The following is a 13,722-nucleotide window of genomic DNA, read 5'->3' as shown; positions in this document are numbered from 1 at the left end:
TGTAAGGTTCAATAACGGCGACACTATATCGATTCACTCAATCAATGGTAACGATCAGAACGCCTGACCCAATCCGAGATAGATCCCGTAGGAGGGTTCGTCCCTGATCTGTTCCAGCGGAATGGCGAAATCCATGCGCAACGGACCGACCGGCGTGTTGTAGCGCACGCCGGCGCCGACGCCGGTGTACCATTGGCCGCCATCGCCCGGGGTCGATGACGAGAAAGCGCCGCCGGTGTCGACGAAGAAGGCAAGGCCAAAATTCTCTGTCAGGCCGACGCGGGCTTCAACAGACGCCTCGATCAGCGACAAGCCGCCGATCAGCTGGTTTTCGCTGTCGCGCGGGCTTGCCGCCTGATAGGCGTAACCGCGGATCGAACCACCGCCGCCGGCAAAGAACAGCCGGTCGGGAGGCACCTCGGATATGCCAGCGCCTACGATCGTGCCGGCGGCAAGGCGGCCTGCGAGGACAAATGTCCGGGCCTCGTTCAGCGCCTGATACGCGCTGAAGACTGCCTTTGTCTTGAAGAAGGACGCTGAATCTTCGAAATCGAAGGCCGGCTCTCCATAGAGCACGAAACGCATGCCCTTTGTGGGATTGAGCTTGTCGTCCCTGGTGTCCCAGGTGAGTTCCAGCGGCGTAGAAACGATCAGCGATCGCGACGGATAGACAGTTTCCGTAAAGTCCGCATATTCGATGTCCAGCGCGGCCGTGCCGGAGACCGTGTCGGTGAATTCCCGTTCGAGCGCGAAATTGGCGGAAACGGATTTTTTCAAATAGGCGTCGTTGTCGAGAAGCTCAGCCTCGAGTTTCGTGCTGAATGTCGTCAGCGGCCCGAAGACACCGGGCTTCGAAAATATCATTGCCGCGCGATAGTCGAGATCGGTTTCGAGATTGTCGCGTCCGACGCCCTGCATCGAGGCTTCGAACCGCAAGGACTCCGCCCGGCCGAACAGATTCCTGTTCACCCAGAACGCCTCGCCGCCAAGGCCATCCTGCGTGGCGGCGGTCAGGCCGATGCCGAAGCCCTTTGGATCGCGCTCGCTCACCGTGATCGTGATCGGAACGGATCCGTCCGGATCCGGGGCGCTCGCCTCCTCTATGACGACGCTGGAGAACACGCCCAGCGCGCGAAGCCGCTTGCTGGCGTCGGCAAGGTCTTTCGGACTGAAGATCGCGCCGCGCTTGATATTCGCCTGCTGGATGATGAAATCCGGCTCTATGTCGACGGCGCCAACCACTTTCACATCGCCGAAAACCGCCTTTATGCCCGTATCGAGGCGCAATTTGACTTCCAACAGATCGTTGTTGTGGTTGGCGATCAGTTCCTGGTCAGAAATTTTAGCAAAGGCGTAGCCCTTGTCGCGCCAGGCGCTCACAACCCTTGAGGCGGCCTGCGCGACCTGTCCGGATTGCGCGACCTCGCCCGGGACCACGCCATATTCCGACAGGTCCACCGTCTCGCCGTCGGAGGCGACGACATCCGCCGGGGCGAAATGGAAAAGAGGACCGGTCTTGACGTGGATCACGACATTGACGGTGCCGGCCCTGTCCAGGCCGGCGTCGATCGGCACGATTTCATAGGGACGACCGTTTACGAGGATGGAGACCGTGCCGCCATAATAGCCCAGCGAATACAGTGTTGCGACGAGTCGCCTCTGGTCATTGTGCGCCCGGGTCAGAAGTCCGATGGTGCCGGAGGGGGGCTTGGTTTCTTCCGCGAGCAGAAGCGACGACGATTCGAGCTCCGATTTGATCTCCTCGTTGTCGACGCTGAGTTCCACCTTATAGGTCACAGGATCGGGGACGGGTTCGATCTCTTCGACTGCTTCCTGCTTCTTGCCCCACAGATGGATCCCGAAAAGTTCGAACGCGAAAGCCGGCTGAGCGACATGAATCAAGCCGACGCAAAGCATCGAGGCGAGACAATGTCTGCCCCTGGAATGCGCCCGTTCAGACATGGTTCGGCTGCCCGTCATCGATTTAGCGGTGCGGCTTGGAGCAAGTATTCCGAAAGTCTGGAACCAAACCCGTGCTGTCCCTTCCCTGTACGCGATACGTGTCCCGTTCGCTCTCGCAAACGGTGTTTTTTCAATCATTAACCGGGAAGTCGGCTTTCGGCCAGTACCCGGAACGCAATACTCATCCGGCGCAAACAACAATTGTGTCTGCGATACTCGGTGATTGAACAACAATAGAATTAAGAAATCACGAATTCCTAACCATAGTTCTTTTCAGAAAAATGAATATGAATCTCGTTGTTTTCTTAATCGGATACTGTTTTCAGGTTACAGCAAAGCCTTGATTTCGTCCTTCCAGTTGCCCCACTGGCTTTCATCGCCCTTCAACATGAGGATGCCTTCCTTGACCTTCACAAGGCCAAAACCCCAAGCCTGTTTTATCTCGATATGCGGCGGCATGGCGAACTCGCCGGAGGTCACGATCGCGTCGATGATGAAGGGCTTGTCGGACGCCGCGGCTTTTTCGATGGCGGGAATGACCTGATCCGCGTCTTCTACCCTAACGCCGTCTCCGCCGCAGATCTTCGCGTATTCAGCAAAGTCCGGGTTCTGCAGATGCGTGGCGTTCTTGTTGTAGGCGTAACCCGCCACCTCCATCTCCATTTTGACAAAACCCAGTTCGGAATTGTTGAAGATGATCACCTTGAGCGGCCAGTCATAGCGCACCGCGGTCACGAAATCCTGCATGGCCATACCGAAACCGCCATCGCCGCACAGCGACCAGACCTGACGTTTGGGATTTTGAGCAATCGCGCCAAGCGCGGACGGCAGGCCGGAACCGAGGGAGCCATGATTGAAGGCGCTGACCATGCGACGCTCGCCCTTCATGCGCATCTGACGCGCAAGCCACACGGTGCATTCGCCGACATCAGCCGCGAAAATCGCATCGTCGTCCGCCATATCCGACACAGCCTTGGCGAAAAGTTGAGGATGCAACGGCTTGGAGGTGCGTTCCGGCGACCCCTGTTCTTCCATTGCCTCCAGCCATTTCGATGACCGTTTTTTCTGCTTGTCAAGAAAATCGGCGTCCGACTTGTCCTTTATCAACGGCGCGAGCAGACCGATTGTTTCCTTGATCGTGCCGATCAGCCCGACCGTCACATTTGTTCGCCTGCCGACGTTTTCGGCGCGGCAATCCACCTGGACGACCTCGATACCGCCGGGAATGAACCACTCATAGGGAAAGTCGGTTCCCAGCATCACCAGGACGTCGCAGTCCCGCACACTGTGATAGCCGCCCGGATTGCCCAGGAGGCCCGTCATGCCAACCACGGGACCGTCATCATAGTCGAAGACTTCCTTGGCCTTGAGGGTATGGGTGATCGGAGCGTGAATGCGTTTGGCGAGCTCCACGATTTCGTCTCGCGCGCCATGGCAGCCGTGACCGCAGAAGAACGCCACTTTCTTACCCTGATTGATCAGGTCGGCGGCGCGTTCGATTTCCTCCTGCGGCGGGATGATCGCCGAAGGTTTCGTCACGAAATGGAAATCCTTGCGGATTTCAGGCACTTTTTGTTCGGTGACGTCGATGGGCAATTCTATGCGCACGACCTCGCGCTCGATCAACGCTTTCTGGATCGCCATCTGCATCAGCCGCGGCGCCGCCTCGGCCGTGTGAATAATCGCCTGAAAGCCGCAGACGTCGTCAAACATCTTCTCCAGGTTTACTTCCTGGTGATAGTTCGTGCTGCGCTCCTTGTGGGCGACCTGACCGGTGATCGCAACAACGCCCGCCCGTTCCTTCTTGGCGTTGTAGAGACCGTTTATCAGGTGCAGAGCGCCTGGGCCGACCGTGCCTGCGCACACGCCTATTCCGCCGCTCAGCGCCGCCTGGCTGTAGGCCGCATAGGCGGCGTTTTCCTCGTGGCGCACGCCGAACCACTCGAAGCGTCCGTCTCCGCGGATCGCCTCGAGGAACGGATTGAGCGCATCGCCCGTAACGCCGAAAATGTGGCTGGCTCCGGCATGAGCAAGGTTATCCAGCAGCACTTCACAAACATTCTTCGACGCCATTTTCATTCCTCCAGTTTGATTTGTTGGCAACCTACCGATGAAGCGTTACCGAATTATCCATCTGACCTCAAACTATAGCCCAAACGCGCCGACACGAAATTGCGAGACATTGCAACCATACTCGTCCTTGACGGAACAGGCGCGCCCCTTCATGTGTATCTCACCGCCAACCAAGCATGAACGAGGACTATCGGGATGAGTGAACCGGCCTATGACGATCAGAACATCTTCGCGAAGATTCTTCGTGGCGAACTGCCCTGCCACAAGGTTTTCGAGGACGACGGCACACTGGTTTTCATGGACATCATGCCTCGCGGACCCGGACATTGCCTGGTCATTCCGAAAAACCCGGCGCGCAATATTCTCGATATCGCGCCTGAAGACTACGCCAGAGTGGGAAAAACCGTCCAGCGGATGGCGCGGGCCTGCAAGAAGGCGTTCGCGGCCGACGGCGTGACCATCCAGCAATTCAACGAATCTGCCGGCGGACAAGTGGTGTTCCACCTGCATGTCCACGTCATTCCGCGTTTCGAAGGCGTCGCCCTTCTGCCGCCCGCCTCCAAGCAGGGCGACGCGGACGAACTCAAGGCCAACGCGGCAAAGATTGCCGCCGCAGTCGATTAACTGGCGATATAGGCCTTGATTTCCTCGGCTTCGCGCTCGACCTGTTCGATGCGCACGCGCACGACGTCGCCGATCGAGACGAGACCTCCCAGTTTCCCGTCGACCTCGACCGGCAGGTGACGGAACCGTCCCTGCGTCATCATCTCCATCAACTGATTGACCGAATGGGTCTCGCTGCAGACCTTTACATTCGCAGTCATGGCGGATGAGACAGGTCCGGACATCGCGTCAGCCCCCTTGGCGGCCAGCGCGCGCACAATATCGCGTTCCGACAGGATTCCGCAGATCCTGTTGGACTTGTCGACGACGACGACGGCGCCGATCTTGTATTCCGCCAGCCTGGCGTTGGCTTCCGACAGTGAGATTTCAGGCGTGACCGTGATCACTTCACGGCCTTTCTGATCGAGTATTGCCTTGACTGTCATGGGTGTCTCCTCACTCACATTCGTTACGGCGGCATCCTTTCCCGGCCGCCGCAACGGCGCATCAGACATCGTATCGTGCGCGCAGCGGCGGCGAATTGCAAGCAAATGGTAGCGTGCGGAACGATCTCGAATTCTTCGTGAAACGAAATGAAATGTGAGACTTAAACAATTCCGCCAAAGGTTCAGGCGGCAGGTTTGAAATGCGGCCCGACGTCAAAGAACCGAAATGCGAAGAAGCCGAAGAGAAAGCCGCCGACATGCGCTTCCCAGGCGATCTGCGCATCGGGGCCCGGTCCGCCAAGCAGGCCGAAGGCGGCAATCGCGTTTATTGCAAACCATACCACCACGTAAGTGATCACAGTGCGGTTCGCGAGGGTTTCCTGCAGCGTCTGATAAGGCAGCCTGTGCGCATTGAGGCGATTGAAGCCGCCGCGCCGGGGAAAGGCGAAACGCGCCGCAGCGCCCATGAGAGCGGAGATTACGCCAGAGGCGCCGATCATCGGCGCGCCGCTCTCCTCGTGAAACAGGAAATACACCCCCGCCGACGCCATAGCCGACAGAATCCAGAATATGACGAATCGCTGCGTTCCTATTCGACGCGCGACAACCGCGCCGAAAGCGATGAGCCAGAGCGTGTTGACGATCAAGTGCGCGAAATTCGCGTGGAGCAATGAATAGGTGACAGGCGTCCAGAAAGCCGCCGGATCGGTAAACAGCGACACGGATTCATAGCGTATCGGAATGAAGGCGCCATGAATGAGAACAAAAATATTCTGTTCGTTCGTAAGGACATAGGCCCTGGCGACATGAATGAACCACATCGCAAATGTCGCCCAGGTGACGACCGCGGGCAGATTGAAAATCGGCTGTCGCGGCGGTTGCCCGCTCGACCAGTCGCCTGCAGGACCGCTGTTTTCCTGATCGGGCTGTCTCTCCGCCATGATACGCGCCTTTCACACTCAATCGGACTTAGCTAGTATTCCGTTCGGCGCGAAAAAAGAAGCGGTTCGCCAAAACGCGTATTGGCGGCCGGCCGGACGGCAAGCACTCGCGAATAAATTGTTAACCAAGATGAATAATACTGATTTGCAACCATTGATAATTTGCCTGATGTACTTCTATTTTTAATTGTATCGTTTCCATCGATAACATCTATTACCGGTTGTTAACGGTTGAGCATAGATATATAGTACAACGGTGGCTGGGTCCCACCCTTTCAAGGATCAGTATTCCATGCAAACGACGAGGCCGACATTGGAGCGCATTATCACGCCTGATCCTGAGAGCAATGGACACAAGGTTGTCGCCCTTGATCTTAGCGGACGCCTCATGTGCGCGGATTTCAATGAATATCAATGCGTTGCAGTGGAGATGTCTCCCTTCGAGGCTTATTTCCGCTGTGCGGCCAGGCCACAAAGCCAGGAGAGAATTATCGCCTATATCGACCACATCGGACGGGTCGAAGGCAAGATGTCCGGCCTGGCTGAAGACGGGTTTCGAATCAAGATCAAGGCGACTGAAAGAAAGCGCCAGAAACTCGCGGCGCAGTTGAATTGGTTCGCAAACCGCAACGAGATGGGCGTAGCCGAAGATCGGCGGCATGAGCGAATCGTCCCGCGTGATCCGAATGCGGAAATCAAGCTCGCCGACGGCGACACCTATCCCTGTCGAATCGTGGACCTTTCGATGTCCGGCGCCGCAATCGAGATCGAGGCCAGGCCTGCGCTCGGGTCCCATGTTCTTCTCGGAAACATGCGCGGCCGTGTCGTGCGCCATTTCGATGACGGCATCGCAATAGAATTCGCCACCATTCAGCCGCCGGAAGCGCTGGAAAATTACATCTGACCTCTGCGCCTCACGCGCAATTCACGAAGCGACAACGACGAGATCGACGGGTGTCTCAAGACTCCGTAGCGCCGTTTGCAGCGATCGTCTGTAATTCTCGATATCCCCGATCGTCGGGTCAGACGCCGTATCAACGGCGACTTCGACAAACAGCCTGTCCCCGCCCAGCCGCGTTCGAAATCCGATCAGCGCGCGTTCCGGAACCGTAGCCTGCACCGCAGTGCGAACCGCCTCCATCCTTTCAGGATCGGCCGGCTGGTCGAACAGGCTCGAGAGACCAGCGCTGATCATTCGCACACCCCGGCGCAGCATAAGAAAGACGACAAGCATCGCTCCGAACGAATCGAGCAGCAGAACGACCCCGGGATCCCTGGCGAATACGGCCAAAGTCAGTGTCACCTGGAGATTGCCGGTGCCAACGACGGCTCCCCACCGGGCGCTGAGTTCGGCGCCAAGAACGCCGCCCGTGTCGTCTTTGGCCGCGGCGCGCATGCTGCGCCAGCTAAGCCAGTTGATGCAGAAGTTGAGAGCATTGAAGATTGCCGCGACCGCGAGCCCGAGCGGACTGGCTGCGGGACTGTCGCCAGCCAGGGCCCGGAATACGCTCTGGCCGACCCACAATGCGCCGAAGACCATGCCAAGTCCGACGACAACCCAGGCAAACTGCTCGATCTTCCCCGTGCCGAAATGAAATCCCTTCAAGGTATTTCTGTGCACGGCGCGCAACAGCCACAACGAGTAATATCCGATGCTCAGGGTAAGCGCACCGCGCGTGGCCTCACCCAGCATCGTCAGCGACCCGCTGGCGAGAGCTGCGGCGATTAACAGGACAACAATGGCCGTGTCGGCGACTTCCGTGATGATCAGAGTTCGCTCTCTTTCGAGCTCGATCGGCGTCGGCGTACGATGCTCGCTGGCGATCATAGCCGCAAACGCGCCTTCAGCACGTCAAACAGGCCTATGCCCGGAAACCGGACATATGCGGATTGGCCAATCGGACACCGGTCCGGGTCCATCCCTTCCCTGTCAAGCGAAAGCAACGCCTGCGCGACGCCTGCAGCGCGCCCCTTCGCAACAGCCGCCAGATCCTTGCGGCCGATCGGAGACGCCGATCCCCGCGTAAGGAGAACTTTCGCTTCACGGACGGAGGATTCTCCTTCCATGACGATCTCCGCCCGGTCTCCTTTGCGGATCAGCGGCACTTCGGCGTCAGGCACCGGCACGTCCACCAGCAGCACATCGCAATTGATCCATTCGACGATGGGTTGACCAGCGGTGACTGCGGCGTCCGGCGCGGCGAGCACACTGAAGATCAGCGAGCCGCCCGGCGCGGTCACGTTTGCAGCGGAAAGTTCCGCCAGCGCTGTTGTCGCCAATCCAAGTCCACGTTTTGCGTCCTCCACGCGGGCATTCGCGCGGTCGAGCTCATGGCGCAGCTTCTGCTGCTGCAGTTGCAATTCCAGTTCACCATAGCGGAGCCAGTCGGGCGTGCTGCCATCAGCGGCGATGAACACGCCGGCTTCCGCCGCCTTGTCCCGCAACATCGCAAATGCAAGCTCGGCGTTGAGTTCGGCGTCACGCGCGTTGGCGTCGGATAACCGGAGCGCGGCCTCGTCGAGATCGGCGTTCGATCCAACGCCGCGTTCCGTCAAGGTCTGGCTGCGGTCCACGATCCGCTGCAGCACGTCGATCCGCTTTGCATTCACCGCAATCTGCCGATTGAGCGTTTGGATCTCTGTCTCAAGGGTTTTGTGAAAAACCTCCGCCAACTGGTCTCGTTGACTCACTCTTTGCCGCTCCAGGCTTTCGATGTCGTCAAGCTGATCCATCGCTTCGGCGGCATTGCTCTGCGCGGTGGCGACCTGCTGACGCATGTCGTCCACCGATCGTTTCTCATCAAACAGCAGCGGATTTTCGATCGTTGCGACGAGGCCGTCGCTACCCACGATCGAACCGGCGAGCGGCAGATCGGTTACGATACGACCTTCGATAGGCGCAACAGCCATCCGCGACCAGGTTGTAATGGCGGAGTCGCGAACCAGCGTGGACCGGATGTACGGTCCAATCATCCACAGGCAATAGGCTCCAAACACCAAGATTGTCAGTAGCAGAACTTTCCTTCCGCGCATCGATACCCCCGTTTGATTCCCCGAAAAGCGATTACATGCTCGTCTGTGTCGTCAGATTTCCGGTCCGTCGGCCTGGCGTTCGGAAAGAACCGCGAGTTCGATCCTCAAGGCGCCGTTCTGCAGGCGATCCAGTATGTCCTGGCGCCACCGCGACAGAACCGAGGCCGGCGTATCCGGCGGCGCCGTCACGAATACTTCGGCCTGAACACCCTCCATGATTGGCCGCGCCCTGAACCGGGCGACCTGCGCGGGTGCGACAACCACCTCTGCGGCCTCTCGCAACGCCTTGCAAACGTCCTCGTCCGGTCTTGAATCCAGAATTTGGGGCGCCGAGCGGAACAGCATCGAAACGCCGCGCAACACCATGATCGCAGCGACGAAAGCAGCGCCTGACGCATCCATCAGCAGCGCGACGACGGGATCGATCGCCAAAGCGGCGATCGTCAGCGTGATCTGGAGAAAGATCGAAGACGCCATCATGACGAACCGCGCATTGAGCTGGGCCTTGAAGACATCGGACGGTTCTTCCGGCTCGGCCTTCTTCATCCCCCACCAACCAAGAATGTTCACGACGCCGTTGACGGCGTTCACCACCGCGCCCAAGGCCAGCCCCAGCGGCGATGCGGTCGGTTCTCCCCCGACAATAGTCGAAACCACGCTCTGAGCGACCCACAACCCGCTTGCGAGTAGCCCGCCCCCCACGACAAGTCCGACAAAGCTCTCAATCTTGTCCAGCCCGTATTCGTAGTGATCGAAGCGGCCACGATGCTTGGCGCGCAGCACGACATAGGCATAGGTCGAGGCAGCCAGCATGAGGCAGCTCCGGATGCCTTCACTGATCAACGTCAACGATCCGGACATGACGCCGGCGAGCAGAAGCATTGCATTCGTCGCATTGTCCGCCAAAAACGGATCACGCATGGAATGCTCAATTCTGAGCTCCGCTTCGGTTGGCTGCCGCATTGCCCCACTCTCCCCTTTCGGGCACATTAATTCGGTATCCGGCCGATAGAAAGCGCCTGGCAAACCATTTGTACAATTGTGTTTTCGGTTTCCCGCCACTTACCCGGTTCGATAGAATTTTAACTGCATTTATTCCGAATTAGCCTTTGTTTTTATTGCGATAATTTCCGGTATCTAAAAACTGACGTGAGATAGTTCCCTCAAGATGGAGAGGGACGCATCATGAAATCCACACTGTATATTGGCGGCGTTTTCATGCTCGCCATGGTCTGGCTGACAGGGCCGGCGCTGGGCTTCTCGCGCAACATGCAGACGCTCGGAGGCACCAGCCAGCCGATCGGTCACTACAATTTTTGCAAGCTTTATCCGTCCGAGTGCAACTACAGGACACCCGACAGCGCGCCCATGAAACTGAACAAGGCCGCGTGGAACCGGATGGTCAGCATAAATGCAAAGGTCAACCGCGATATTATCCCGATGACCGATCAGGATGTGTTCGGCGTCGAAGAGTTCTGGGCTTACCCCAAGGCTGTCGGCGACTGCGAGGATTATGTGCTGTTGAAACAGAAGCTGCTTATGCAGATGGGCTTTCGCGCTTCTGACCTGCTGATCACCATTGTCCGGCAAACCGATGGATCAGGACACGCCGTGCTTACGGTCAGAACCGACCATGGCGACTTCATCCTCGACAACATGCACGATGAAGTCCTGCTGTGGTCGCAAACCGATTACACCTTTTTGAAGCGCCAATCCTCCGTCAACACCGGCAGATGGACCAAGCTGCAGGACAGCCGCGCCACATTCGTCGGAAGCATCCGCAAATAACGGCGCGCAACCGGAATTCAGGCCTCGGTCGGTCCCCACCCTTCCCGTCTCAGACCAGGCCTGTGAGCCGTCCCACCCCAGGGACGGCTCTTTTTTTCTCAGGAAATTCTTTCGAGACCGGCTGCAAACCGGCGCGCATTCTCAATATAGTGGCGCGAGGACCATTGCAGCATGGCGACCGCCTTGTCGTCGAGTTCACGAACCGGCTTTGCCGGCGATCCCACGACAAGGCTGTTGTCCGGTATTTCCTTGCCCTCAGTCACGAGAGCGCCTGCTCCTATAAGGCAATTGGCGCCAATCTTCGCTCCATTGAGCACGATAGCGCCCATGCCGATCAGGCTGTTGTCGCCTATCGTGCAGCCATGCAGCATCGCCCTGTGACCAATTGTGCAGCCTTCGCCGATGACGAGCGGAAAACCTTTATCCGTATGCATGACGCAGTTTTCCTGAACATTAGTTCCCTTGCCGATGGTTATCGGCTCATTGTCCCCGCGCAGAACCGATCCGAACCAAATTCCGACATCCTCACCGATATTCACCTTGCCGATCACAGATGCGCTTTCCGCAACCCAGAAAAAGCCGTCCGGCAGGTTGGGGCTTTCGTCGTCGAGTTTGTAAAGCGCCATATCAAATCCTCCGCGTATTCACTCAATCCTATCCTCGCATAGCAGCTACCGGGAAAATGACAATGCGCCGGCGCGCCGGAATTACGCAGGTTTACGTGGTCTTAACTACAATTGGCGAAAATCGCGTCCAAAATAACCTGATCCAGAGTTGCGGGCGTTGCTCGCACGGGAATTCCATTTGATGGCCTCCTCGCAATCGGCAAATCCGGCAATCGACCCGCGCCCCCTGATATCGCAGGCGTTCATCTGGAAAACCGCCGCCGTCGCCGCGTCCCTGATGTTGCTGACCGTGCTGCTGAACATAGCAGGCCACTGGTACGGCGACACAATCGTCACCAGCGGCTTCAGCGCGGATCCGACCATCCGGACCATTAGAATAGGCGACGACACGTTGCGCATCGCGGACAACATGATCCGCTTTGAAGAGCAACGAAACGACGGCGTAGCGAACAGGGTGGACCTCTACGTGCTCTGGCCAAGCCTGGAGGGTTACAGCGAAGAGACCAAAGATCTTTTCAACGGCATCGACAGTTCACAGGATATCGTGTTCATCACGCTCAGCAGGCAGGAAATGCCGCTCGACATGTCGGAGCGGTTCGCGCCTGTATACAGTCGACTTGTCGATCTCAACGGTGAGAAGCTGAGTTATGGCCTGACACGGTTTACCTTCGACGAGACCAGCCGCTATGCCGGTGAGTATCTCTATGTCGAGACGAACGCCGCCCATCCCTTTGTCGCCAGATGCATCGATCCTTCGGATCTGCCGAACGAGGCGCGGACCTGCATGCGCGATGTGCATACAGGACAAGGCATGAGCATGATGTACCGCTTCAGCCAGGACCTGTTGCCGCAATGGAAAGCCCTGGATCAGGCAATGAATTTTTACGTGTCCTCGGCAATCATCAGCGCCCGGCCTCCCCGCAAGCAACGCCTGTCCCGGTAATCATGGGACTTAATGATCGTCCAGATCGATCTCGAGAATAGCCATCGTGAAATTGTATGAAAGATCGTCTTCGTCGTCATCGTCGCGAAACAGCACGCCGAGAAACTCATCTCCGATATAGACTTCCGCCGAGTCGTCCTTGTTGGGACGCTTTCGAACCGCCATCTTGGCGTTGAATGTGTGTTTGAAATAGGAATCCAGTTTGCGCAGTTCTTCCGGCTTCAAGACAATCTCCGTCAATTGACCTGTCGGCGACGCGGGTCGCCCGGCGTTTCAGGTTAGCGGCGCTTCTCGCACGTCAGAAGCAACGATGTAAAGAGCGAGGGACAGCTTGACACTTTCGATTGAATTCAAAGCCGGCTGAGACCGACGGCAATCCGGCTCCATTGAACGACAAGGCCCGCAACAAGGGATGCGGGCCTGAAATTCGAATTTTTACTGTCTCAGCTTTCGCCGACGAGCTGGTCCATTGACCGTGACGGCTCCAGGCACCCGGCCTTACCGACGACCCGCGCCGGCACGCCAGCCACCGTCGACGCTTCGGGAACAGCCGAAAGCACTACCGAACCCGATGCAATGCGTGAGCAACGCCCGATTTCCATGTTGCCGAGAATCTTGGCGCCAGCGCCGATCAGAACGCCTTGGCGAACCTTCGGGTGCCGGTTGCCCGGCTCCTTGCCGGTTCCGCCCAGCGTTACTCCGTGCAGAATGGAAACGTCATCCTCGATGATCGCGGTGCCGCCAACGACGAGACCGGTCGCATGATCGAGGAAGATGCCTTTGCCCATGCGCGCCGCCGGATGAATATCCGTCTGGAATACTTCCGAAGACCGGCTCTGGAGATAAAGGGCGTAATCACGGCGGCCGTTTTCCCACAGCCAGTGTGCGAGACGATGCGCCTGGATTGCATGGAATCCCTTGAAATAAAGCACCGGCTCGATGAATCGGTCGCAAGCCGGATCACGGTCGTAAACCGCCTGAATATCGACCCGCAGGATCGCGCTCCATTCCGGCCAGTCTTCAAGCATTTCGTCGAATGTCTGGCGCAGCAGATTGGTCGGCATGTCCGCGTGATCGAGACGCTCGCATACGCGATGGATCACGGCTTCTTCAAGCGTGCGGAAATTCAGGATGGTTGAATAATGGTAGGTTGCGAGAACCGGATCATTGTCGGCGGCCTGTTGGGCCTCCAAACGGATGGCGTCCCAAATCGGATCCATCGCCTTGATCTGTTCCGCCTTCAGCGCCTTTGGTGCTGGCATCGCGGCGTCTCCCTCGACATTTTTGCGTGACGACCGGAGCCGCAT

General features: G+C 57.9%; 14 protein-coding genes. 4 read left to right on the top strand and 10 right to left on the bottom strand.

Annotated elements, in window-relative coordinates:
• Nucleotides 1–54: 54 nt before the first annotated feature.
• A complete protein-coding gene (locus K1W69_RS04915) occupies nucleotides 55–1,962 on the bottom strand; it encodes an autotransporter assembly complex protein TamA (protein WP_220227202.1) in 1,908 nt (635 codons plus the stop codon).
• Nucleotides 1,963–2,289: 327 nt separating this feature from the next.
• On the bottom strand, nucleotides 2,290–4,035 hold the full coding sequence (locus tag K1W69_RS04910; RefSeq protein WP_220227201.1) for a thiamine pyrophosphate-dependent enzyme: 1,746 nt from the start codon (nucleotides 4,033–4,035) through the stop codon (nucleotides 2,290–2,292).
• Nucleotides 4,036–4,230: 195 nt separating this feature from the next.
• Between K1W69_RS04910 and K1W69_RS04905 the strand changes: the two genes are divergently transcribed.
• Nucleotides 4,231–4,659, top strand: coding sequence for an HIT family protein (locus tag K1W69_RS04905; RefSeq protein WP_220227200.1), 429 nt, complete (start codon nucleotides 4,231–4,233; stop codon nucleotides 4,657–4,659).
• On the opposite strand, the gene K1W69_RS04900 is transcribed toward K1W69_RS04905, so the two are convergent.
• Together K1W69_RS04900 and K1W69_RS04895 are read right to left on the bottom strand one after the other, a co-directional pair.
• Nucleotides 4,656–5,084: a CBS domain-containing protein gene (locus tag K1W69_RS04900; RefSeq protein WP_220227199.1), complete on the bottom strand. Its 429-nt coding sequence runs from the start codon at nucleotides 5,082–5,084 to the stop codon at nucleotides 4,656–4,658. The genes K1W69_RS04905 and K1W69_RS04900 overlap by 4 nt on opposite strands.
• A 182-nt stretch (nucleotides 5,085–5,266) precedes the next feature.
• Entirely contained in the window at nucleotides 5,267–6,025 is a 759-nt protein-coding gene (locus K1W69_RS04895; RefSeq protein WP_220227198.1) for a rhomboid family intramembrane serine protease, read from the bottom strand.
• 292 nt (nucleotides 6,026–6,317) lie between these two features.
• Here K1W69_RS04895 and K1W69_RS04890 point away from each other — a divergent pair, with 292 nt between their 5' ends.
• Nucleotides 6,318–6,929, top strand: coding sequence for a PilZ domain-containing protein (locus tag K1W69_RS04890; RefSeq protein WP_220227197.1), 612 nt, complete (start codon nucleotides 6,318–6,320; stop codon nucleotides 6,927–6,929).
• Nucleotides 6,930–6,950: 21 nt separating this feature from the next.
• On the opposite strand, the gene K1W69_RS04885 is transcribed toward K1W69_RS04890, so the two are convergent.
• From K1W69_RS04885 to K1W69_RS04875, 3 genes are read right to left on the bottom strand one after another with little or no spacing between them, the layout of a single operon-like run.
• Nucleotides 6,951–7,853: a cation diffusion facilitator family transporter gene (locus K1W69_RS04885; RefSeq protein WP_220227196.1), complete on the bottom strand. Its 903-nt coding sequence runs from the start codon at nucleotides 7,851–7,853 to the stop codon at nucleotides 6,951–6,953.
• Nucleotides 7,850–9,058, bottom strand: a complete 1,209-nt coding sequence (locus K1W69_RS04880) for an HlyD family secretion protein (RefSeq protein ID WP_220227195.1) — start codon at nucleotides 9,056–9,058, stop codon at nucleotides 7,850–7,852. The genes K1W69_RS04885 and K1W69_RS04880 overlap by 4 nt, the downstream gene beginning before the upstream one ends.
• 51 nt (nucleotides 9,059–9,109) lie before the next feature.
• Nucleotides 9,110–10,021 carry a cation efflux transmembrane domain-containing protein gene (locus K1W69_RS04875; protein WP_220227194.1) on the bottom strand — a complete coding sequence of 304 codons (912 nt, stop codon included), beginning with the start codon at nucleotides 10,019–10,021 and terminating at the stop codon, nucleotides 9,110–9,112.
• 222 nt (nucleotides 10,022–10,243) lie between these two features.
• Between K1W69_RS04875 and K1W69_RS04870 the strand changes: the two genes are divergently transcribed.
• Nucleotides 10,244–10,846 (top strand): transglutaminase-like cysteine peptidase, encoded by a 603-nt coding sequence (locus K1W69_RS04870; protein ID WP_220227193.1) that lies wholly within the window; start codon nucleotides 10,244–10,246, stop codon nucleotides 10,844–10,846.
• Nucleotides 10,847–10,944: 98 nt separating this feature from the next.
• Here K1W69_RS04870 and K1W69_RS04865 read toward each other — a convergent pair whose 3' ends face one another.
• Nucleotides 10,945–11,472: a gamma carbonic anhydrase family protein gene (locus tag K1W69_RS04865; RefSeq protein WP_220227192.1), complete on the bottom strand. Its 528-nt coding sequence runs from the start codon at nucleotides 11,470–11,472 to the stop codon at nucleotides 10,945–10,947.
• Between the two features lie 181 nt (nucleotides 11,473–11,653).
• Between K1W69_RS04865 and K1W69_RS04860 the strand changes: the two genes are divergently transcribed.
• The gene (locus K1W69_RS04860) at nucleotides 11,654–12,415 is read left to right on the top strand and encodes a hypothetical protein (protein ID WP_220227191.1); all 762 of its coding nucleotides are present in this window, start codon (nucleotides 11,654–11,656) and stop codon (nucleotides 12,413–12,415) included.
• 9 nt (nucleotides 12,416–12,424) lie between these two features.
• Here the strand turns inward: K1W69_RS04860 and K1W69_RS04855 are convergent, their stop codons facing one another.
• Both K1W69_RS04855 and cysE read right to left on the bottom strand, forming a co-directional pair.
• Nucleotides 12,425–12,640 carry a DUF3126 family protein gene (locus K1W69_RS04855; protein WP_220227190.1) on the bottom strand — a complete coding sequence of 72 codons (216 nt, stop codon included), beginning with the start codon at nucleotides 12,638–12,640 and terminating at the stop codon, nucleotides 12,425–12,427.
• Nucleotides 12,641–12,858: 218 nt separating this feature from the next.
• Nucleotides 12,859–13,677 carry a serine O-acetyltransferase gene (gene cysE / locus K1W69_RS04850; protein ID WP_220227189.1) on the bottom strand — a complete coding sequence of 273 codons (819 nt, stop codon included), beginning with the start codon at nucleotides 13,675–13,677 and terminating at the stop codon, nucleotides 12,859–12,861.
• Nucleotides 13,678–13,722 lie beyond the last annotated feature (45 nt).

Origin of the sequence: Flavimaribacter sediminis, assembly GCF_019492055.1 — a bacterium.
GTDB lineage: Bacteria > Pseudomonadota > Alphaproteobacteria > Rhizobiales > Rhizobiaceae > Flavimaribacter > Flavimaribacter sediminis.
The sequence above is the reverse complement of the archived record's forward strand: the minus strand, read 5'-3'. Positions and strand labels throughout refer to the sequence as shown.